Source organism: Citrobacter sp. RHBSTW-00859 (assembly GCF_013729795.1).
Taxonomy (GTDB): Bacteria; Pseudomonadota; Gammaproteobacteria; order Enterobacterales; family Enterobacteriaceae; genus Citrobacter; species Citrobacter braakii.
On the sequence record NZ_CP056284.1, the window covers coordinates 2954901 to 2977242 of the forward strand.

The window sequence follows — 22342 nt, forward strand, 5'->3', positions numbered from 1 at the left end:
AAGTGCAAATACCTTCTACCTTCGTTACTGCGACTGATACTCCGCCGTTCCGGCTTTGCAGTCGACTTTTACCTGGTAGTGAATATCCGCGCTTTTACCGCGAACCGTGAGGGGAACTGACCATTTCCCATCTTTGCCCGTAATATCGGGCGTGTTGACCCAGGCGACAGGATCGGCTTGCCCGACGCGTTTTTGATCGTCAGCCCAGCGCGCGATGCGATTTTGCTGATAATCACGTTTCACGCTCGCCGCGATACCGTCAGCATTCAGTCCTTCGCACTTGGGGAACTGAACTTTCTTGCTTTCCATATTTGCCGCAAATACAGATACGCTGGCAGATAACAACAGCAGGCTCAACAACGCTCTTTTTTTATACATTCTTTTCTCCTTAATCTCCCCTTCGTCCTTCAGGTTGCCTGTTGCAACGTGAAAAGACGTCAGGGATTGCACAATGATTCAGGGAAAAGCATGGTACAAAACGTCAGGAGCGCAAGTCGTTTCAGGCAGCCTGAGTATCATCCTCAGCGTGCGCATCGTTTTCGACCGCCTGCGGAGAGGGCAGCTTGCCGTTTTTCAGAATGGCGCTCAGCACATCTTTCTGCTCAGCCAGCCACAGGGAAAGCGCTTCGCGCTGCTCGTCTTCCAGCGCTACCGGCGATTGCTCCAGCCATGTGTCGAGCAAATCTGCTGTATCAAGCATTTTGTCATACGCATCGGCTTCCTTTTTGCTGGTAAACGACATTTTTTCCTCACCTTCCCGAATGACTACGTATTTAACTTCAACCGCCATTTTTGCAGCCTCTTAAATTACCTGTATTTATGTACAGTATATTCTTTTTGCGCCTTGAAATCAACCTGGTAATAAAGACAGACGCAAACGTTTTCGTATATACTGCGCCCAGATAAAACAGGGGATTAATTTATGACGTTATTAGGCACAGCGCTGCGTCCCGCAGCAACGCGAATGATGTTATTAGGTTCAGGTGAACTGGGTAAAGAGGTAGCGATTGAATGCCAACGCCTGGGTGTGGAAGTCATTGCCGTGGATCGTTACCCCGACGCGCCAGCCATGCACGTTGCCCATCGCTCATACGTAATCAACATGCTGGATGGCGATGCTTTACGCCAGCTCGTCGAGCGTGAAAAACCACATTATATCGTGCCGGAAATAGAGGCGATTGCCACGGATATGCTGGTAAAACTGGAACAAGACGGTCACAACATCGTGCCGTGCGCCCGAGCGACGCAGTTGACCATGAACCGCGAAGGAATCCGTCGTCTCGCCGCCGAAGAATTATCTCTACCGACCTCTTCTTACCGCTTTGCTGACAGCGAAGCCCGCTTTCGCGAGGCCGTCGCCGAAATCGGCTATCCCTGCATCGTGAAGCCGGTAATGAGTTCCTCCGGTAAGGGACAGAGCTTTATTCGTTCCGCCGATCGACTCACTGAAGCCTGGAATTATGCTCAACAAGGCGGCCGAGCAGGTGCCGGACGCGTTATCGTCGAAGGCGTAGTGAATTTTGATTTTGAAATCACCCTGCTTACCGTCAGCGCCGTTGATGGCGTACATTTCTGCGCACCGGTAGGACATCGTCAGGAAGATGGCGATTATCGCGAATCCTGGCAGCCGCAGCAGATGAGTGACCTGGCGCTGGCTCGAGCGCAGGAGATTGCCCGTAAGGTGGTGCTGGCGCTGGGCGGCCACGGTCTGTTTGGGGTAGAGCTATTTGTCTGCGGTGATGAGGTCATTTTCAGCGAAGTTTCCCCTCGCCCTCACGACACGGGTATGGTGACCTTGATTTCGCAGGATCTGTCTGAGTTTGCCCTGCATGTACGCGCATTTCTCGGTCTGCCGGTTGGCGCAATCCGTCAGTATGGGCCTTCTGCTTCCGCCGTTATTCTGCCGCAGCTTACCAGCCAGAATGTCACGTTTGATAACGTACAGGCCGCTGTGGGCACAGGTATGCAAGTCAGATTCTTCGGCAAGCCGGACATCGACGGGAGCCGTCGTATGGGCGTTGTGCTGGCAACAGCGCAGAGTATTGAAGACGCGGTGACACGCGCGAAAGACGCGGCGGCACAGGTGAAAGTCGCAGGATAAAAAACGGGCCAGATGGCCCGTTTCAGACTCGCAGGCCCGGTAATGATTACCGGGCATTTTGCGTTATTACAGCTTCGCGCCTTCTACTGCTTCACGAGCCAGCTTGGTAATGCGTGCGTAATCACCAGCTTCCAGGGCATCTGCCGGAACCAGCCAGGAACCACCGATGCACAGCACACTTTTCAGTGCCAGGTAATCACGGTAGTTCGCTGGAGAGATACCGCCGGTTGGGCAGAAACGGACCTGAGAGAACGGACCCGCAATTGCCTGCAGCGCTTTAGTACCGCCGTTTGCTTCCGCCGGGAAGAATTTGAACTCTTTCAAACCGTAGTCCATACCCAGCATCAGTTCAGAAACGGTGCTAATGCCTGGGATCAGCGGAATAGTGCCTTCAGTTGCAGCTTTCAACAGCGGCTCGGTCAGGCCCGGGCTGATAGCAAACTGCGCACCCGCTTCAGTGACTTCAGCCAGCTGTTGTGGATTCAGTACGGTACCCGCACCCACGATAGCGTCGGGAACTTCTTTTGCGATCGCGCGAATGGCGTCCATCGCACATGCGGTACGTAAGGTCACTTCCAGAACGCGCACGCCCCCTGCAACCAGCGCTTTTGCCATTGGCACCGCGTGTTCCAGCTTGTTAACCACGATAACCGGTACAACCGGGCCAGTGGTCAGGATTGCTTCTGCACTTGTCTTCCAGTTTTTCATCAGAGTTTTCTCTCGCCTGATTACAAAATAAGTCTTAAAAAGTGATACAGGTTGCGCCCTGCTCCGCACCGGACAGCTTTTCACGCAACGCGCTGAACATTTCACGTCCCGTACCCACGCGCGATGCGCTGAGATCAGGAATGTGTGGCTGACGGGAGGCAAGTTCCTCTTCATCCACCAGCAGCGTCAATTCACCTGTCTGTCCATTCACACGAATGATGTCGCCATCGCGTACTTTTGCCAGCAGCCCGCCATCATAGGCTTCCGGGGTTACATGGATTGCTGAAGGCACTTTACCTGAAGCACCTGAAAGTCGTCCATCGGTAACTAACGCAATTTTGAAACAACGGTCCAATAATACACCAAGTGGCGGCATGAGTTTATGTAATTCTGGCATTCCGTTCGCTTTTGGTCCCTGATGGCGCACAACCACCACGCAATCCCGGTCAAGCAGACCCGCATCGAACGCGGGTAACACATCATGCTGACTTTCAAAGACAACTGCCGGCGCTTCAATAATCTGGTTTTCTACCGGTACCGCCGACGTTTTCATCACCGCACGCCCGAGATTACCGCTCAGCACTTTGGTGCCGCCGTGGTGGGAGAATGGTTGGTCAAAGGTGGCGATCACGTTGTTGTCCAGAGACTTCACCGCCCCTTCGCGCCAGTCCAGTTCACCCTCGTTAAGCCACGGTTCCATGGTGTAGCGGGATAAACCGAATCCGGCAACGGTGTTCACATCTTCATGTAGCAGACCCGCATTAAGCAGTTCACGCATTAACACCGGTACGCCACCCGCCGCCTGGAAGTGGTTAATATCTGCTGGACCATTCGGGTACAGACGCGCCATCAGCGGCACGATATCGGACAGATCGGAGAAATCATCCCAGTTAATCAGAATCCCGGCCGCACGCGCCATAGCCACCAGGTGCATCGTATGGTTGGTAGAGCCCCCGGTCGCCAGCAGCGCCACAATACCGTTCACTACCACTTTTTCATCGATCATTTTACCGATCGGCATCCATTCATTGCCGTTGCCGGTCAGGCGTGTTACCTGACGGGCTGCTGCCGCTGTCAGCGCTTCACGCAGCGGCGCATCAGGATGTACAAATGAGGAGCCAGGCAGTTGCATACCCATAAACTCCACTACCATCTGGTTAGTGTTCGCCGTGCCGTAGAACGTACAGGTACCTGGAGCGTGATAAGACGCCGCTTCGGATTCAAGAAGCGCCATGCGATCGACTTTACCTTCAGCATACAGCTGACGGATACGCACTTTTTCTTTGTTCGCCAGACCGCTCGCCATCGGACCGGAAGGAATAAAGATTGACGGCAGATGACCAAATGACAGCGCAGCCATTACCAGGCCCGGGACAATTTTGTCGCACACGCCGAGGAACAACGCGCCGTCGAACATGTTGTGGGAAAGGCCCACTGCAGCAGACATCGCAATCACTTCACGACTGAGCAGCGAAAGCTCCATCCCATCTTGTCCCTGGGTCACACCGTCGCACATTGCAGGTACACCGCCAGCAACCTGGCCTACTGCATTGGCTTCATGCAGTGCTTTACGAATGATGGCCGGATAGTGTTCATACGGCTGATGCGCGGAAAGCATGTCGTTATAGGAGGTAATGATCGCGATATTGTTACGCAGCATGCTTTTCAGCGAGGCCTTATCGTCCGGCTGACACGCAGCAAAACCATGCGCCAGGTTACCGCATGCCAGTTGCGAGCGATGAACGGTAGTTGATTTCGCTTGTTCAATACGGGCGAGGTAGGCGGAACGTGTGTCACGAGAACGTTCGACGATACGTTGTGTTACGCGTAACAAATTCGGATTCATAGAGGCTCCTAAAATTTATCTGTCAGAGCGTTGGATCAACAATGTGTTTCAGTTGGGTAAAAACATCTGAATCGCTTGTTGGCCGTAGCTCAGGGGCAAAATCGTTTCAGGCAGTGTAATAAAAAAAGCCCCGCGGGTGAATCCACGCGGAGCTTAAAAGTGCAAAAATTATTCTACAATCTGTGTTAGATCATGTTACCGGTAAAATAACACCTATGGGCTAGATGATATTTTACTCGAATTCGTTCCAGGAACGACCATCTCGGGTAATCATCGCCACAGAAGCAACCGGGCCCCAGGTCCCTGCCTGATACGGCTTCGGCGCGTCGTTGTCCATCGCCCAGGCTTCGGTAATTGAGTCGACCCACTTCCATGCTTCTTCAACTTCATCACGACGCACAAACAGCGCCTGTATTCCGCGCATTGTTTCGAGCAGCAGGCGCTCATAGGCGTCGGCAAGGTGCGTCTGGTTGAAGGTTTCGGAATAGCTCAGATCAAGCTTGGTAATTTGCAGATTATGCTTGTGATCCAGACCCGGTACTTTGTTCAGTACCTGGATATCGACACCTTCATCAGGCTGCAAACGGATGGTTAACTTGTTCTGCGGCAGATCCTGCCAGGATTCTCTGAACAGATTCAGCTCAGGCGTTTTGAAGTAAACCACCACTTCAGAGCACTTCGTCGGTAAACGTTTACCGGTACGCAGGTAGAACGGAACTCCCGCCCAGCGCCAGTTATCGATATCCACACGGATCGCCACAAACGTTTCCGTGTTGCTGCTCTTGTTCGCGCCTTCTTCTTCCAGATACCCCGGCACTTTTTTGCCCTGGGCAAAACCCGCGGTGTACTGACCGCGAACCGTTTTTTCACGTACGTTCGAACGATCGATACGACGCAGCGATTTCAGTACCTTCACTTTTTCATCACGAATGCTGTCGGCGCTCAGATCGGACGGCGGAGACATCGCAATCATGCACAGGATCTGCAGCAGGTGGTTCTGAATCATGTCGCGCATTTGACCTGCCTGGTCAAAATAGCCCCAGCGGCCTTCAATACCCACTTCTTCCGCCACGGTAATTTCTACGTGATCGATAGTGCGGTTATCCCAGTTGTTCACAAACAGGGAGTTGGCAAAACGCAGTGCCAGCAGGTTCAGGACCGTCTCTTTGCCAAGATAGTGGTCGATACGATAAACCTGGCACTCTTCGAAATACTCGCCGACCTGATCGTTGATTTCACGGGATGTTGCCAGCGACGTACCCAGCGGTTTTTCCATCACAACACGGGCTGGTTTAGCATTCAGCTTTGCTTCACCCAGGCCTTTGCAGATCGCGCCAAAGGTGCTCGGCGGCATCGCGAAATAGTTAATGGTGGTACGTGATTTTTGATCCAGCATTTCGCCCAGACGGCTAAACGCGGCGGTGTCATTGACGTCCAGATTACAAAACTCCAGACGACCGCTGAGAGTCTCCCACAAACCTTCGTCGATTTTTTCTTTCATGAAGGTTTCGAGCGCTTCACGCACAACCTTGGTATAGGCTGCTTTGTCCCAGTCGGCACGCCCTACCCCAATGATACGGGTTTCCGGGTTAATCTGGCCGGCCTTTTCCAGTTGATACAGGGAAGGCAGCAATTTCCGCCGCGCCAGGTCGCCCTTCGCGCCGAAAATGACCAGATCACATGCCTGGGCTGTTTGCGTTACCGCCATGTCATTCTCCTCAATTAAGTGCCTGGTGCTTTTGCCAGACACTGGTTGTAATTTTATTACAGTGCACTGTACTGCTTTTACGTGAATCCGGAAACCGTAAACGCTTATCCAGCCGTGCTGTTACCGCGAACAGTCGCTTTATGGGCATTTGTCGTCGCAAATTGGACAAAAAAGTCGTCTTTTTTCGTACCCCTGAAGACGTAAGAAAACCCGACTCCGATCATGTAATGAAAAAAAACAACAACTATTCTGTCCATTTTGCCCCGTTGCTGCATTAGCAGGGGTAATATCTATACACGAAATTATGCCCCGGTTTCTCCGTATCATTGAAATCGTTTTTGCCCATGACCCATGAGTCTACCTACATCATGAATATGCTGGAAAAAATCCAGTTAAAACTGGAACAGTTGAGCAAGTCAGAGCGTAAAGTCGCCGACATTATTCTTGCCTCTCCCGAGCGGGCAATCCATTCAAGCATCGCCACACTTGCTGTGGAAGCCAATGTCAGCGAACCGACGGTGAACCGTTTCTGTCGCAGCATGGATACCCGCGGCTTCCCTGATTTTAAACTGCATCTGGCGCAAAGTCTGGCAAATGGCACCCCATATGTTAATCGCAATGTGGATGAGGATGACAGCGTAGAATCTTACACGGGGAAAATCTTCGAGTCAGCGATGGCAAGCCTCGACCACGTCCGCCAGTCACTGGATAACGCAGCGGTAAACCGGGCCGTAGATTTATTAACTCAGGCGAAAAAAATTGCCTTCTTTGGCCTCGGTTCTTCTGCCGCAGTGGCGCATGACGCAATGAATAAATTTTTCCGGTTTAACGTACCGGTAATCTATTCCGACGATATTGTTCTGCAACGCATGAGTTGCATGAATTGTTGCGACGATGACGTCATTGTGCTTATTTCTCATACCGGAAGAACCAAAAGTCTGGTGGAACTGGCGCAGTTGGCGCGGGAAAATGACGCCATGGTTATCGCCCTCACCTCTCCCGGCACGCCACTGGCGCGTGAAGCAACGCTGGCAATTACTCTCGATGTACCGGAAGATACTGACATTTATATGCCCATGGTCTCTCGACTTGCTCAACTGACCGTGATAGATGTGCTGGCTACAGGATTTACTTTGCGCCGTGGGGCAAAATTTAGAGATAACTTGAAGCGTGTCAAGGAAGCGCTCAAGGAATCGCGTTTTGATAAAGAATTACTCATCAAGAGTGATGACCGCTAAAAGCAATAACAATGTTCTACCCTTTTATCATCCGGGTCGTTCATTTACCGTTAATATTTGAGAACGACCGGATTAATGTTCACGCAACACCAAGTTGTTTCAGTCAACGGAGTATTACATGTCCAGAAGGCTTCGCAGAACCAAAATCGTTACCACGTTAGGCCCGGCAACTGACCGCGATAATAACCTTGAAAAGATTATCGCCGCGGGTGCGAACGTCGTACGTATGAACTTTTCTCACGGCTCTCCAGAAGATCACAAACTGCGGGCGGATAAAGTCCGTGAAATTGCCGCAAAACTGGGACGTCATGTAGCTATTTTGGGTGACCTGCAGGGACCTAAAATCCGCGTATCAACCTTTAAAGAAGGTAAAGTATTTCTTAACGTTGGCGACAAGTTCCTGTTAGACGCCAACCTCGGCAAAGGCGAAGGCGACAAAGAAAAAGTCGGTATTGATTATAAAGGACTGCCTGCTGACGTCGTCCCAGGCGATATCCTGCTGCTCGACGACGGCCGCGTACAACTTAAAGTGCTGGAAGTTCAGGGCATGAAAGTCTTCACCGAAGTTACCGTCGGTGGCCCGCTGTCCAACAATAAGGGCATTAACAAACTGGGCGGCGGTCTCTCTGCTGAAGCCCTGACCGAAAAAGACAAAGCCGACATCGTCACCGCTGCGCAAATCAGCGTTGACTATCTGGCCGTCTCCTTCCCGCGCTGCGGCGAAGATCTGAACTATGCCCGCCGTCTGGCGCGCGACGCTGGCTGCGATGCGAAAATTGTCGCCAAGGTAGAACGTGCAGAAGCCGTCTGCGACCAGAATGCGATGGATGACATCATCCTTGCCTCCGACGTGGTGATGGTGGCGCGTGGCGACCTGGGCGTTGAAATTGGCGATCCTGAGCTGGTAGGTATTCAGAAAGCGTTGATTCGCCGCGCACGTCAGCTGAACCGTGCGGTCATTACCGCCACGCAGATGATGGAGTCGATGATCACCAACCCAATGCCGACCCGTGCGGAAGTGATGGACGTGGCTAACGCCGTCCTCGACGGTACCGATGCCGTTATGCTCTCTGCAGAAACTGCAGCAGGTCAGTACCCTGCTGAAACCGTCGCGGCTATGGCGCGCGTCTGTTTGGGTGCTGAGAAGATCCCGAGCATCAATGTTTCTAAACACCGCCTTGACGTGCAGTTTGATAACGTTGAAGAAGCGATTGCCATGTCAGCGATGTATGCCGCTAACCACCTGAAAGGGGTTACCGCTATCATCACAATGACGGAATCCGGTCGTACTGCACTGATGACCTCACGCATCAGTTCTGGTCTGCCGATTTTCGCGATGTCTCGTCATGAACGTACGCTGAATCTGACTTCCCTGTATCGCGGCGTCACCCCGGTTCACTTTGACAGCGAAACTGACGGCGTCGTTGCCGCCAGTGAAGCAGTGAACCTGCTGCGCGATAAAGGCTATCTGGTTTCCGGCGACCTGGTCATTGTGACGCAAGGCGATGTCATGAGCACCATTGGCTCAACGAATACCACGCGTATTCTGACCGTCGAGTAACGCCCCGTTTGATGTAAAAAAGCCTCTCGTTTGAGAGGCTTTTTTTTATTTCTTCGGATAAAGATCTTTGCGCTTATAAGGCTCAATTTCACCGGGTTTGCGCGTCTTAAGCAGTTTTAGAATCCAGGTGTATTGCTCGAGATGCGGCGTCACAAAGATTTCCACTTCTTCGTTCATTCGTCTGGCAATGGTGTGGTCATCCGCCGTCAGGATGTCATCCATCGGAGGACGAACCTGAATCGTTAAGCGATGCGTTTTCCCATTGTATACCGGGAACAGCGGCACCACACGGGCGTGACACACCTTCATCAGGCGGCCAATCGCCGGTAACGTGGCTTTATAGGTAGCAAAAAAATCCACAAACTCGCTGTGCTCAGCGCCATGGTCCTGATCCGGCAGGTAGTATCCCCAATATCCCTGACGTACAGACTGAATAAACGGTTTGATGCCATCATTACGCGCATGCAAACGACCACCGAAACGACGACGCACCGTGTTCCAGACAAAATCGAATACCGGATTTCCCTGATTGTGGAACATCGCAGCCATTTTCTGTCCCTGGGAAGCCATCAGCATCGCTGGGATATCTACGCCCCAACCATGAGGAACCAGAAAAATCACTTTTTCATCGTTGCGACGCATCTCTTCGATGATTTCCAGCCCCTGCCAGTCAACCCGATGCTGAATTTTTTCCGGGCCGCGTATGGCGAGTTCCGACATCATGACCATCGCCTGAGGTGCAGTCGCAAACATCTCATCGACAATAGCTTCACGCTCAGCTTCGCTGCGCTCAGGAAAGCAGAGGGATAAATTGATCAGTGCTCTGCGACGCGAGCTTTTTCCCAGCCGCCCGGCCATTCTTCCGAGCTTTGCCAGAATTGGATCGCGAAATGATGCTGGCGTTAACGAAATGCCTGCTATCGCCGCCACACCAAGCCATGCACCCCAGTAGCGCGGATGGCGAAATGATTTGTGAAACTCAGGGATATATTCAATATTCTTTTTTTTCGTTTCCATGCTCTTCCAGTGTCTGGTGCGGCGAAAAGTAGATCTGCTGATAGTGTAGCGGCGCGCGATGCGCCGTACAAAATAAAAAAGCCGGCACGCATAGCGTACCGGCTCTGTCAACGTGTTAATTAATCGAAACGCAACTGAGGAACAACCTCTTTCACCTGTGCCAGGTAATCGGTGCGATCCGACCCGGTCAGACCTTCTGTGCGCGGCAGTTTCGCCGTCAGAGGATTCACTGCCTGCTGGTTGATCCAGACTTCGTAGTGCAGATGCGGACCCGTTGAACGCCCGGTATTGCCAGACAGCGCGATACGATCGCCACGTTTCACTTTTTGTCCTGGTTTGACCAACAACTTACGCAGGTGCATATAACGTGTGGTATAGGTGCGACCATGACGAACCGCAACATAGTATCCGGCTGCGCCGCTGCGCTTCGCTACAACCACTTCGCCATCACCCACCGACAGCACCGGCGTCCCCTGCGGCATCGCAAAGTCGACACCTTTGTGCGGCGCAACGCGTCCGGTCACCGGGTTCAGACGACGCGGGTTAAAGTTGGAAGAGATGCGGAACTGCTTAGCCGTCGGGAAACGCATGAAGCCTTTCGCCAGTCCGGTACCGTTGCGGTCATAGAACTTACCGTCTTCAGCACGGATTGCGTAATAATCTTTACCTTCAGAACGCAAGCGTACGCCCAACAGTTGGCTTTGCTCGCGTTTACCGTCCAGCATTTCGCGAGACATCAGTACCGAGAACTCATCGCCTTTTTTCAGTTTGCGGAAATCCATCTGCCACTGCATGGCCTTAATCACTGCGCTGATTTCAGAGCTGGTCAGTCCGGCATCTTTGGCACTGGCGACGAAGCTTCCGCCCACGGTGCCTTTGATTCGGCTGTTAACCCAATCGCCCTGCTGCATTTCGCTGCTCATTTTGAAACCCGTCGCGGTGCGATCGTAAGTACGGGTTTCACGACGGGAGACTTCCCAGGTCAGGCGCTGCAAATCACCTTCCGCGCCTAACGTCCAGGAAAGTTGCTGACCAATTTTCAGGTTACGCAGTTGTTTGTCGGAAGCCGCGAGCTGACTGATGTCACCCATATCGATGCCGTACTGATTCAGAATACTGCTCAGCGTATCGCCCGTGGAGACAACATACTCATGCACGCCGGCTTCACCAGACGTTTTGTCATCCAGTTCGTCCTGTGGGATAGCTTCGTCTTCCTGAGCGGCCTGATCGATAGGTTCGCTGGCCTCAGGCAATAGTGAACGAATCTCGCTTTTTTCCAGCTCGATAGTTTTGACGATAGGTGCAGAATCAGGATGGTAAACATAGGGCCGCCAGACAGCGACGGCCAATGTCAGTACGGTAAGCGACCCCAGCATAACGCGATGGGGCCGCGGCAGATTATTAAATGCCAGAGCGACAGAGCGGGCTATCTGTTGCACGTAATCACTTCCTCATTAATCTCCTTTCAGGCAGCTCGCATACTGGTTGGCTAATTGGTTCAAAAACGCTGAATAGCTTGTTTTTCCCAGTTTGATATTCGTTCCGAGCGGATCCAACGTTCCCATTCGAACGGATGTCCCTCTCGCGACGGCTTCAACGACCGCTGGCCTGAACTGTGGCTCAGCAAAAACGCAGGTTGCTTTTTGCTCAACCAACTGTGTTCTTATTTCATGTAAACGCTGCGCACCAGGTTGAATCTCAGGGTTCACGGTAAAGTGACCAAGCGGTGTTAGTCCGTAGTGTTTTTCGTAGTAGCCATAGGCGTCATGAAAAACGAAGTAACCTTTTCCCTTGAGCGGCGCGAGCTCGTTACCTACCTGCTTATCGGTTGCGGCTAATTGTGCCTCAAAATCCTTCAGGTTGGCGTCAAGTTTGGCTCGACTTTGCGGCATAAGTTCCACTAATTTTTCATGGATTGCAACCGCTGAGGCCCGTGCTATCTCTGGGGAAAGCCAAAGATGCATGTTGTAATCGCCGTGATGGTGATGCTCGTCACTTTTTTCACTGCCGGCATCATTATGTCCATGATCGTCATCATCGTCGTCAGCACCTTTCATGAGTAACGGCTTCACGTCATTGAGCTGCGCAATCGTTACCTGTTTTGCGTTAGGAATATTCTTGACTGATTTTTCCATAAACGCTTCCATCTCAGGTCCAATCCAAACGACTAAGTCCGCGCCCTGTAAGCGTTTTACGTCTGAAGGACGTAATGAGTAATCGTGTTCGGAAGCCCCGTCAGGCAGCAGAACCTGGGTGTCAGTAACCCCGTCAGCAATGGCTGAAGCGATAAACCCCAGCGGCTTAAGAGAAGCCACGACAGCGGCATTTGCCGACTGTGTTGCACTACCCCAAAGAGCAGCGGATAATGCTGCGAAAAGAAGCGTATTTTTATGTAACATAATGCGACCAATCATCGTAATGAATGTGAGAATTGTGATATTATAACATTCTATAACTTCTGCAAGACTAAAATTGATATGACGACTTTGGTTTCACTGGAAAATGTCTCGGTCTCTTATGGTCAACGCCGCGTCCTCTCTGACGTATCGCTTGAACTTCGACCCGGTAAAATATTGACGCTTCTCGGCCCAAATGGTGCCGGGAAATCTACGCTGGTGCGCGTTGTATTAGGGCTGGTAGAGGCTGATGAGGGAGTTATCAAGCGTAATGGTCGATTGCGGATTGGCTATGTGCCGCAAAAACTGTACCTCGATACTACGCTTCCGCTGACGGTAAGTCGGTTTATGCGCCTGCGTCCCGGCACCAAAAAAGAAGATATCCTTCCGGCACTGAAGCGTGTTCAGGCCGGACATCTGATGAATGCGCCGATGCAAAAACTCTCTGGCGGGGAGACACAACGCGTCCTGTTGGCCCGTGCTTTATTGAATAAACCTCAGCTACTGGTGCTTGATGAGCCAACCCAGGGCGTGGATGTCAATGGGCAGGTCGCACTGTACGATCTTATCGATCAGTTGCGACGTGAACTGGATTGCGCCGTACTGATGGTTTCTCATGACCTGCATCTGGTGATGGCAAAAACCGATGAGGTACTGTGCCTGAACCATCATATTTGTTGTTCTGGTGCGCCGGAAGTGGTTTCCATGCACCCGGAATTCATCTCAATGTTCGGACAACGCGGTGCCGAACAACTCGGAATTTACCGTCATAATCATAATCACCGCCACGATTTACAGGGTCGTATCGTCTTACGCCGGGGAAATGGTCACTCATGATTGAATTGTTATTACCCGGTTGGTTAGCCGGGATCATGCTGGCCTGTGCCGCTGGCCCACTCGGCTCATTTGTGGTCTGGCGTCGAATGTCTTATTTCGGTGATACGCTGGCCCACGCTTCGCTACTGGGGGTCGCCTTTGGCCTGCTGCTGGATGTAAACCCTTTCTATGCAGTCATCGTCGTCACCTTGATGCTGGCAGGCGGTCTGGTATGGCTGGAAAAACGCCCCCACCTCGCGATCGATACTTTATTGGGCATTATGGCCCACAGTGCACTGTCATTAGGGCTGGTTGTCGTCAGCCTGATGTCTAACATCCGTGTGGATCTGATGGCCTACCTGTTTGGTGATTTGCTCGCCGTGACGCCGGAAGATCTTATTTCCATCGCCATTGGGGTGGTTATCGTTCTGGCGATTTTGTTCTGGCAGTGGCGCAACCTGCTGTCGATGACCATCAGTCCGGATCTGGCATTTGTGGATGGCGTGAAACTGCAACGCGTTAAGCTTCTGCTGATGCTGGTCACAGCATTAACTATTGGCGTGGCGATGAAATTTGTCGGGGCGTTAATTATCACCTCGCTGCTTATTATCCCTGCGGCAACCGCCCGTCGCTTTGCCCGTACGCCAGAACAGATGGCAGGGGTTGCCGTTGGTGTGGGAATGATAGCGGTTACAGGCGGGCTGACCTTCTCGGCCTTCTATGACACCCCGGCAGGTCCTTCCGTGGTGCTGTGTGCTGCGCTGCTGTTTATCTTCAGCATGATGAAAAAACAGGCGAGCTAATGCGTATTTTAGCCGGATGGAGGCTATCGCCTTATCCGGCTTTTTATTTCATGAGCGAAATGCTTCCCTTCCCGCGGTTTATTAAATGTTTATCCCCACAGCCACATAATCAGCGTTAAACTATTTATACCGTTATTTTAGGGAGAAACGATGATGCGCGTACTGGTTGTCGAGGATAATGCTTTATTACGCCACCACCTCAAGGTTCAGTTACAGGATTTAGGGCATCAGGTGGATGATGCAGAAGATGCGAAGGAAGCGGACTATTATCTGAATGAACATCTGCCGGATATTGCGATCGTTGATTTAGGACTCCCCGATGAAGACGGTTTGTCATTGATCCGCCGTTGGCGTAGCAATGAGGTTTCGTTGCCGATTCTGGTGTTAACCGCGCGTGAAGGCTGGCAGGACAAGGTGGAAGTACTCAGCGCCGGAGCCGACGATTACGTCACAAAACCGTTTCATATCGAAGAGGTGGCAGCGCGCATGCAGGCACTGATGCGTCGCAACAGCGGTCTGGCATCGCAGATTATCTCTCTTCCTCCTTTCCAGGTGGACCTCTCTCGGCGCGAGTTATCCGTCAATGATGAAGTTATCAAGCTCACGGCGTTCGAATACACCATTATGGAAACACTTATCCGTAATAACGGCAAAGTGGTCAGTAAAGATTCGCTCATGTTACAGCTTTACCCGGATGCCGAGCTACGTGAAAGCCACACCATTGATGTTCTGATGGGGCGTCTGCGTAAAAAAATACAGGCGCAATACCCGGATGATGTCATCACCACCGTGCGTGGCCAGGGATATCTTTTTGAACTGCGCTAATGAATAAATTATTGCGTCATTTTTTCCCGTTATCACTGCGGTTGCGCTTTTTACTGGCAACCGCGGGCGTGGTATTGGTGCTTTCGCTGGCCTACGGCATGGTTGCCCTGGTGGGTTACAGCGTCAGCTTTGATAAAACAACGTTCCGCCTGCTGCGGGGTGAAAGTAACCTGTTCTATACCCTGGCAAAATGGGAGAACGGTAAGATAAACGTCGAGCTGCCTGAGAATCTCGATATGCAAAGCCCAACAATGTCGCTGATCTATAACGAAGACGGTGAGTTGTTGTGGGCGCAGCGCAATGTTCCCTGGCTGACGCACAGTATCCAACCGGAATGGCTAAAAGCGAACGGTTTTCATGAGATTGAAGCCAATGTAGATGCCACCAGCACCTTACTGGGCGAAGATCATTCCGCTCAGCAGCAGCTAAAAGAAGTCAGAGAAGATGATGACGATGCCGAAATGACCCACTCGGTCGCCGTGAACGTCTACCCCGCCACTGCCAGAATGCCACAGTTGACCATAGTGGTTGTCGATACCATTCCTATTGAGCTAAAGCGCTCGTATATGGTATGGAGTTGGTTTATTTATGTGCTGGTCGCCAATCTGTTGCTGGTCATTCCGCTGTTATGGGTAGCCGCCTGGTGGAGTCTGCGGCCCATCGAATCGCTGGCGCGTGAAGTCCGTGAGCTTGAGGAACATCATCGAGAGATGTTAAACCCCGCCACCACGCGCGAACTGACCAGCCTGGTCCGCAATCTTAATCGACTTCTAAAAAGCGAACGCGAGCGCTACGACAAATACCGTACGACGTTAACAGACCTCACCCACAGCCTGAAAACACCGCTGGCGGTATTACAGAGTACGCTCCGCTCGATGCGTAATGAAAAAATGAACGTAAGCGACGCGGAACCCATCATGCTGGAACAAATCAGCCGTATTTCCCAGCAGATTGGCTATTACCTGCATCGCGCCAGCATGCGTGGCAGCAGCGTGCTGCTTAGCCGCGAACTGCATCCAGTCGCGCCGTTGCTGGATAAACTCACCTCGGCGCTAAATAAGGTGTATCAGCGTAAAGGCGTCAACATAAATCTCGATATCTCACCCGAAATCAGTTTTGTGGGCGAACAGAACGATTTTGTCGAAGTGATGGGCAACGTGCTGGATAACGCATGTAAATATTGTCTGGAGTTTGTCGAGATTTCAGCGCATTTGTCCGAGGATCAGCTACACATTCTGGTTGAAGATGATGGTCCTGGTATTCCGCAAAGCAAACGGGAAGTGGTGTTTGACCGTGGACAGCGTGTCGATACGCTACGGCCAGGTCAAGGCGTTGGACTGGCGGTGGCGCGAGAAATCACCGAACAGTATGACGGGCAGATTATTGCAGGCGATAGCCTGCTGGGTGGCGCGCGCATGGAAGTTATTTTTGGCCGCCAGCAGCCGGGGCAGATAGACGAGTAATCGCCGCATGTAATAAATATGTACTGATTTCCCGCTTGCGGTTAAGTATCCGTTATAATCGGTTGCAGATACCAGCCTGCGGGATGCTCATTATGGAATACCAACTCACACTTAACTGGCCCGATTTTCTTGAACGCCACTGGCAGAAACGCCCGGTGGTCTTAAAACGCGGGTTTAACAACTTTATTGATCCACTCTCTCCTGACGAACTGGCTGGACTGGCAATGGAAAGCGAAGTCGACAGCCGACTCGTCAGCCACCAGGACGGTAAATGGCAGGTTAGCCACGGTCCGTTCGAAAGCTATGATCATCTCGGCGAGAACAACTGGTCGCTGCTGGTACAGGCGGTCAATCACTGGCATGAACCCACCGCCGCGCTGATGCGTCCGTTTCGCGAACTGCCGGACTGGCGGATTGACGATCTGATGATCTCCTTCTCCGTACCCGGTGGCGGCGTTGGCCCACATCTTGATCAGTACGATGTGTTTATTATTCAGGGAACCGGGCGACGTCGCTGGCGCGTGGGCGAAAAACTGCAGTTGAAGCAGCACTGCCCTCACCCGGACCTGCTGCAGGTCGCCCCGTTTGAAGCCATCATCGATGAAGAGCTGGAACCCGGCGATATCCTGTACATTCCACCAGGATTCCCGCACGAAGGCTATGCGCTGGAAAACGCCATGAACTATTCGGTCGGTTTCCGCGCGCCGAATACTCGCGAACTGATCAGCGGCTTCGCCGATTACGTTTTGCAACGTGAGCTGGGTAGCACGTATTACAGCGATCCTGACCTGCCGCCGCGCGATCATCCGGCTGACGTTCTGCCGCAGGAAATGGACAAGCTGCGTGAAATGATGCTCGGACTGATTAATCAGCCGGAACATTTCCAGCAGTGGTTTGGCGAGTTTATATCTCAGTCTCGTCATGAGCTGGATATTGCTCCACCGGAGCCGCCGTATCAGCCAGACGAAATTTACGATGCCCTGAAGCAAGGGGATGTGTTAGTGCGTCTGGGCGGATTGCGCGTATTGCGCATCGGCGATGACGTCTACGCCAACGGTGAGAAAATTGATTCACCGCATCGCCCTGCCCTGGAAGCACTTGCCAGCCATATTGTTCTGACGGCCGAGAACTTTGAGGATGCGCTGGAAGATCCGTCTTTCCTTGCCATGCTTGCCGCACTGGTTAACAGCGGATACTGGTTCTTCGAAGGATAATACGAACGGTGCCTGATGCGACGCTAGCGCGTCCTATCAGGCCTTTTGGAGTGAAATACTGTAGGCCGGATAAGCGAAGCGCTATCCGGCATCTATCGATAAATTTACTGCTGCTTTGCGGTTAACTCCGCAATACGTACAATCACCCGCACCGCTTTTTCCATTCCTTCCAGAGTTACAAACTCATGTTTACCATGATAGTTGTAGCCTCCGGTGAACAGATTCGGACACGGTAACCCCATAAACGACAGCTGCGCGCCGTCGGTGCCGCCACGAATAGGTTTCAGCACCGGCTCAATATCGCAATCGCGCATCGCCTTCTGAGCGATATCCAGCACGTGCGGATGCTCAATCACTTTTTCGCGCATATTGTAGTAGCTGTCTTCAATCACCAGTTCGATATAGCAATCCGGGTGTAACCCTTTGCCGACCTTTTTGGCGATCTCCATGATCTTGCGTTTGCGCGCTTCAAACTGCTTGCGGTCAAAATCACGGATGATGTAGTGCATATCCGCCCGAACGACCGTCCCTTTCATGCTCGCCAGATGATAAAAGCCTTCGTAGCCTTCCGTCGTTTCCGGGCTTTCGTCTGCCGGAACCTCAGCATGAATACGAGCAGCCAGCGACAGTGCATTCACCATCACCCCTTTTGCGGTACCGGGATGGACATTGTTGCCGACAATTTTGATATTAACCGACGCGGCGTTGAAGTTTTCAAATTCCAGCTCTCCCACGCCACCGCCGTCAACGGTATAGGCCCACTGCGCATCAAATGCCGCAACGTCAAAATGCTTCGCCCCTTTACCAACCTCTTCGTCCGGCGTAAAGGCCACGCGGATATCACCGTGCGGAATATCTTTTTGGATGAGCACCGCCAGCGCGGTCATGATTTCCGCCACGCCAGCTTTATCATCCGCGCCCAGCAGCGTTTTACCGTCTGTGGTGATCAGCGTCTGACCCAGAAGTTGATGCAGCACCGGGAACATCACCGGCGACAGAACTTCATCACCAATGCCTAACGCAATATCGCCGCCGCGATAGTTTTCAACGATTTGCGGATTAACGTTTTTACCGCTGAAATCCGGTGAGGTATCCACATGGGAAATAAAGCCGATCGCGGGAATATTGCCAGCAACGTTAGCGGGCAACGTGGCCATCAGCGTCCCCTTTTCGCTCAGTGAAATGTTAACCAGCCCCATCTCTTCGAGCTGTTGTTTGAGCAGTTGTAATAATTTCCACTGTCCTTCGGTGCTGGGTACCTGCCGCACGCCCGATTTTGATTGGGTGTCCAGCGACACGTAGTGTAAAAAACGCTCAAGTAGTTTATCCATGCAGTCACCCTCACTTTTTGTGACAACATTATCAATAAGCAACAAAAGACAAATATTGCGTCAGGTCACTTTTATCCCCGCAAGTGAGAATATTTCGCCCTGACATCCCCTCTGACTATAGGGCTAAGTCAGTAATTCGCAACAAGGATTGGCGATTACCATGGTTTGCCGTAGAATAATGGCCCTCATTAAGAGTCATCAAGGTGGTTAACCACGAACCCCGCAGCGGTCAGCCATCCGTTGCGTTTACATGGGACAGAGTAAAAAATTGAATAAACAACCGCGTTCGCTTTCTCCACTGGTGCAATTAGCGGGAATTCGCAAAAGTTTCGATGGCAAAGAGGTGATTTCCAGCCTGGATTTGACCATCAATAATGGCGAGTTTCTCACGCTGCTTGGCCCCTCTGGCTGCGGTAAAACAACCGTTCTTCGCCTGATTGCCGGTCTGGAAACGGTTGATTCCGGTCATATCATGTTGGACAACCAGGACATCACTCACGTTCCTGCGGAAAACCGCTACGTGAACACCGTCTTCCAAAGCTATGCGTTATTTCCCCACATGACCGTTTTTGAGAATGTGGCCTTTGGCTTACGCATGCAAAAAACGCCCGCAGCCGACATTCCTCCCCGCGTTACCGAAGCTCTGCGCATGGTGCAGCTGGAAGAGTTCGCCCAGCGAAAACCGCATCAACTCTCCGGTGGACAGCAGCAGCGCGTAGCGATTGCCCGAGCGGTGGTCAATAAACCCCGTTTACTCCTGTTAGACGAATCTCTCTCTGCGCTGGACTACAAACTACGCAAGCAGATGCAGAACGAACTGAAAGCGCTGCAACGTAAGCTTGGTATCACCTTTGTCTTTGTCACTCACGATCAGGAAGAGGCGCTGACCATGTCAGACCGTATCGTGGTGATGCGCGATGGCAAGATTGAGCAGGACGGTACGCCCCGCGAAATCTACGAAGAGCCGAAAAACCTGTTCGTCGCCGGGTTTATCGGTGAGATCAATATGTTTAACGCGACGGTGATAGAACGTCTGGACGAACAGCGCGTTCGTGCTAACGTTGAAGGTCGTGAGTGCAATATTTATGTCAACTTCGCGGTGATTCCCGGGCAGAAGCTGCACGTCCTGTTACGCCCTGAAGATCTGCGCGTTGATGAAATCAACGACGACAATCATATCGAAGGCCTGATCGGCTACGTGCGTGAACGCAACTACAAGGGCATGACGCTGGAGTCGGTTGTGGAACTGGAAAATGGCAAGATGGTGATGGTCAGTGAATTCTTCAACGAAGACGATCCTGACTTTGACCACTCTCTCGATCAGAAAATGGCGATTAACTGGGTAGAAAGCTGGGAGGTCGTACTGGCTGATGAAGAACACAAGTAAATTCCAGAGTGTGGTGATCGTCACCATTGTCGGTTGGCTTGTGTTATTTGTCTTTCTGCCCAACCTGATGATCATCGGCACCAGCTTTTTGACCCGCGACGACGCCAATTTCGTCAAAATGGTCTTTACGCTGGAAAACTATACACGCCTGCTCGATCCGCTCTATTTTGAGGTACTGGTTCACTCCCTCAATATGGCGCTGATTGCCACGCTCGCCTGTCTGGTGCTCGGCTATCCGTTTGCCTGGTTTTTGGTGAAACTGCCGGAAAAAGTGCGTCCATTGCTGCTGTTCCTGCTGATTGTTCCGTTCTGGACCAACTCGCTTATTCGCATCTACGGACTCAAAATATTCCTCAGTACCAAGGGCTACCTCAACGAATTTCTGTTGTGGCTCGGCGTGATCGATACCCCCATTCGCATCATGTTTACCCCCAGCGCGGTGATTATCGGCCTGGTGTACATCCTGCTGCCGTTTATGGTGATGCCGCTCTATTCCAGCATTGAAAAGCTCGATAAACCGCTGCTGGAAGCCGCGCGCGATTTGGGCGCCAGTAAACTTCAGACCTTCACCCGCATCATTATTCCGTTAACGATGCCGGGAATTATCGCCGGATGCCTGCTGGTTATGCTGCCCGCAATGGGGCTGTTTTACGTTTCCGACTTAATGGGTGGGGCGAAAAACCTGCTGATTGGCAACGTGATTAAAGTTCAGTTCCTGAACATCCGCGACTGGCCGTTCGGTGCTGCCACCAGCATTACGCTGACCATCGTCATGGGTCTGATGCTGCTGATCTACTGGCGCGCCTCCCGCTTGCTGAACAAGAAGGTTAGCGACATTGATAGTTAACCGCTATTACTCAGTAAGTTAAAATGATCATGGCATGCTTTTTACCCTCAAGTAAACTGCATGCCAGGTCACGAACGGGGATAAGATTTGTAAAATCAGAAAGGAATTGTAAACCCGCAAAAATATGCCGTCATGATACGCATGAATTTATTATCGATATTCAAGAAATTGTCTTCTGGATTCATCATCTTCAAGGTACTCAAATGAGAGAAGGCGAATTTTGGTAAGGTTATAAAACCACTCGCAATCGTTTCGTTGAATAATTTCGCCAGGCTTGAAACATATTCCGGATGCTTCCCGGATAATCGCATATTTACCATTATTAAACTTGGCCCTGTGGATACAGAAAGATTGACCAACCTGCCCATGACAGCTGTTCGAAAGGATATGTCCTTCAATAAAAATAGATTTTTTAGATTTCATCATCATATCCTCTCAAACTACAGTACAGGAGCAATATTGTCATTTCCCAATATCACTCACGTTAGGTGGCAGAAGCCGATCAGCCGCCGATACACCAGCATTCTGATGGTCTGAACAACAGCCCGCAGGCAGGGCACTCCAGAACCGCATCTTTTCTTAATTTACCTGCTTTCTGATCGGCTCTGTATGCGCATACCGGGCAGGCAACATGCACCGGTCTTTCTTTAAAGTGCCTGAGTCCTTTTGTATAAGACATAAATAATTCTCTGAGGAACACAGTAATTATTATACGCCTTAATATAAAAATAACTGGCTTAAGTTATGTTAATTTATGATTAAATCAGGATATCAGATATTGAAAAATAAACGTCTGATTTATGATATAATACCCTTCCGTGAGAAATTTATCATGAAATCAGAAGACACCCTTGACTGGTACCCGGCCCAGTTGCCACCAGTGAAAATTATTCTTGGCGAAGCCGTGCTGGCAGTCGGCAAACAGGGCCGACCTATTAATACCCGAACTTTGCTGGAATACCTTCAGGTCATGCAGGACAAGCAAAAAAAACGAGATGACAAAATCGCCATGCAGACAGCGATTGAGGTTCTCAGGGATAATCAGCGCATTAACGGCAGACGTTAATGCGCGTCCGGACTC

Annotated in this window: 21 protein-coding genes; 11 read left to right on the forward strand and 10 right to left on the reverse strand. The window is 51.5% G+C overall.

Features of this window, described 5'->3' with window-relative positions:
* Nucleotides 1-24: 24 nt before the first annotated feature.
* Nucleotides 25-378, reverse strand: a complete 354-nt coding sequence (yebF, locus tag HV302_RS14880; protein WP_016152770.1) for a protein YebF — start codon at nucleotides 376-378, stop codon at nucleotides 25-27.
* 121 nt (nucleotides 379-499) lie between these two features.
* Nucleotides 500-790: a DNA damage-inducible protein YebG gene (gene yebG, locus HV302_RS14885; protein ID WP_003833810.1), complete on the reverse strand. Its 291-nt coding sequence runs from the start codon at nucleotides 788-790 to the stop codon at nucleotides 500-502.
* Between the two features lie 132 nt (nucleotides 791-922).
* Here yebG and purT point away from each other — a divergent pair, with 132 nt between their 5' ends.
* Nucleotides 923-2101 carry a formate-dependent phosphoribosylglycinamide formyltransferase gene (gene purT, locus HV302_RS14890; RefSeq protein ID WP_181626199.1) on the forward strand — a complete coding sequence of 393 codons (1179 nt, stop codon included), beginning with the start codon at nucleotides 923-925 and terminating at the stop codon, nucleotides 2099-2101.
* 66 nt (nucleotides 2102-2167) lie between these two features.
* On the opposite strand, the gene kdgA is transcribed toward purT, so the two are convergent.
* From kdgA to zwf, 3 genes are all read right to left on the reverse strand, one after another.
* Entirely contained in the window at nucleotides 2168-2809 is a 642-nt protein-coding gene (gene kdgA, locus HV302_RS14895) for a bifunctional 4-hydroxy-2-oxoglutarate aldolase/2-dehydro-3-deoxy-phosphogluconate aldolase (protein ID WP_016152768.1), read from the reverse strand.
* A 34-nt stretch (nucleotides 2810-2843) separates the two neighbouring features.
* Complete coding sequence (gene edd / locus HV302_RS14900; protein WP_016152767.1) at nucleotides 2844-4655, reverse strand: phosphogluconate dehydratase; 1812 nt, start codon at nucleotides 4653-4655, stop codon at nucleotides 2844-2846.
* 232 nt (nucleotides 4656-4887) lie between these two features.
* Nucleotides 4888-6363 carry a glucose-6-phosphate dehydrogenase gene (gene zwf / locus HV302_RS14905; RefSeq protein ID WP_003034896.1) on the reverse strand — a complete coding sequence of 492 codons (1476 nt, stop codon included), beginning with the start codon at nucleotides 6361-6363 and terminating at the stop codon, nucleotides 4888-4890.
* Nucleotides 6364-6731: 368 nt separating this feature from the next.
* On the opposite strand from zwf, the gene HV302_RS14910 reads away from it, so the two are divergent.
* Both HV302_RS14910 and pyk read left to right on the forward strand, forming a co-directional pair.
* On the forward strand, nucleotides 6732-7601 hold the full coding sequence (locus HV302_RS14910; protein WP_181627469.1) for a MurR/RpiR family transcriptional regulator: 870 nt from the start codon (nucleotides 6732-6734) through the stop codon (nucleotides 7599-7601).
* Between the two features lie 118 nt (nucleotides 7602-7719).
* A complete protein-coding gene (gene pyk / locus HV302_RS14915) occupies nucleotides 7720-9162 on the forward strand; it encodes a pyruvate kinase (RefSeq protein ID WP_016152765.1) in 1443 nt (480 codons plus the stop codon).
* A gap of 45 nt (nucleotides 9163-9207) precedes the next feature.
* Here pyk and lpxM read toward each other — a convergent pair whose 3' ends face one another.
* The 3 genes from lpxM to znuA all read right to left on the reverse strand — a co-directional run bounded on the left by lpxM (nucleotide 9208) and on the right by znuA (nucleotide 12578).
* A complete protein-coding gene (gene lpxM, locus HV302_RS14920; RefSeq protein WP_137381103.1) occupies nucleotides 9208-10179 on the reverse strand; it encodes a lauroyl-Kdo(2)-lipid IV(A) myristoyltransferase in 972 nt (323 codons plus the stop codon).
* Nucleotides 10180-10298: 119 nt separating this feature from the next.
* On the reverse strand, nucleotides 10299-11618 hold the full coding sequence (gene mepM, locus HV302_RS14925) for a murein DD-endopeptidase MepM (RefSeq protein ID WP_016152763.1): 1320 nt from the start codon (nucleotides 11616-11618) through the stop codon (nucleotides 10299-10301).
* Between the two features lie 15 nt (nucleotides 11619-11633).
* Nucleotides 11634-12578, reverse strand: coding sequence for a zinc ABC transporter substrate-binding protein ZnuA (znuA, locus tag HV302_RS14930; RefSeq protein ID WP_019076521.1), 945 nt, complete (start codon nucleotides 12576-12578; stop codon nucleotides 11634-11636).
* Nucleotides 12579-12656: 78 nt separating this feature from the next.
* Here znuA and znuC point away from each other — a divergent pair, with 78 nt between their 5' ends.
* The 5 genes from znuC (at nucleotide 12657) to roxA (ending at nucleotide 17696) form a co-directional block, all read left to right on the forward strand.
* Complete coding sequence (gene znuC, locus HV302_RS14935; protein ID WP_016152761.1) at nucleotides 12657-13412, forward strand: zinc ABC transporter ATP-binding protein ZnuC; 756 nt, start codon at nucleotides 12657-12659, stop codon at nucleotides 13410-13412.
* Nucleotides 13409-14194 carry a zinc ABC transporter permease subunit ZnuB gene (gene znuB, locus HV302_RS14940; protein WP_103766149.1) on the forward strand — a complete coding sequence of 262 codons (786 nt, stop codon included), beginning with the start codon at nucleotides 13409-13411 and terminating at the stop codon, nucleotides 14192-14194. The genes znuC and znuB overlap by 4 nt, the downstream gene beginning before the upstream one ends.
* Nucleotides 14195-14347: 153 nt before the next feature.
* Entirely contained in the window at nucleotides 14348-15019 is a 672-nt protein-coding gene (phoP, locus tag HV302_RS14945; protein WP_003846709.1) for a two-component system response regulator PhoP, read from the forward strand.
* Entirely contained in the window at nucleotides 15019-16482 is a 1464-nt protein-coding gene (gene phoQ / locus HV302_RS14950) for a two-component system sensor histidine kinase PhoQ (protein WP_016152698.1), read from the forward strand. The genes phoP and phoQ overlap by 1 nt, the downstream gene beginning before the upstream one ends.
* Nucleotides 16483-16574: 92 nt before the next feature.
* Nucleotides 16575-17696, forward strand: a complete 1122-nt coding sequence (gene roxA / locus HV302_RS14955; RefSeq protein WP_016152697.1) for a [50S ribosomal protein L16]-arginine 3-hydroxylase — start codon at nucleotides 16575-16577, stop codon at nucleotides 17694-17696.
* 104 nt (nucleotides 17697-17800) lie between these two features.
* Here roxA and pepT read toward each other — a convergent pair whose 3' ends face one another.
* Nucleotides 17801-19027, reverse strand: a complete 1227-nt coding sequence (gene pepT / locus HV302_RS14960; RefSeq protein WP_181626201.1) for a peptidase T — start codon at nucleotides 19025-19027, stop codon at nucleotides 17801-17803.
* Between the two features lie 250 nt (nucleotides 19028-19277).
* On the opposite strand from pepT, the gene potA reads away from it, so the two are divergent.
* Nucleotides 19278-20414 carry a spermidine/putrescine ABC transporter ATP-binding protein PotA gene (potA, locus tag HV302_RS14965; protein ID WP_016152695.1) on the forward strand — a complete coding sequence of 379 codons (1137 nt, stop codon included), beginning with the start codon at nucleotides 19278-19280 and terminating at the stop codon, nucleotides 20412-20414.
* Nucleotides 20398-21261: a spermidine/putrescine ABC transporter permease PotB gene (potB, locus tag HV302_RS14970; protein WP_016150058.1), complete on the forward strand. Its 864-nt coding sequence runs from the start codon at nucleotides 20398-20400 to the stop codon at nucleotides 21259-21261. The genes potA and potB overlap by 17 nt, the downstream gene beginning before the upstream one ends.
* A gap of 502 nt (nucleotides 21262-21763) precedes the next feature.
* Here potB and HV302_RS28610 read toward each other — a convergent pair.
* Nucleotides 21764-21940, reverse strand: coding sequence for a YnfU family zinc-binding protein (locus HV302_RS28610; protein ID WP_213083733.1), 177 nt, complete (start codon nucleotides 21938-21940; stop codon nucleotides 21764-21766).
* A 153-nt stretch (nucleotides 21941-22093) separates the two neighbouring features.
* On the opposite strand from HV302_RS28610, the gene HV302_RS14980 reads away from it, so the two are divergent.
* On the forward strand, nucleotides 22094-22327 hold the full coding sequence (locus HV302_RS14980) for a hypothetical protein (protein WP_029139493.1): 234 nt from the start codon (nucleotides 22094-22096) through the stop codon (nucleotides 22325-22327).
* Nucleotides 22328-22342: the final 15 nt, after the last annotated feature.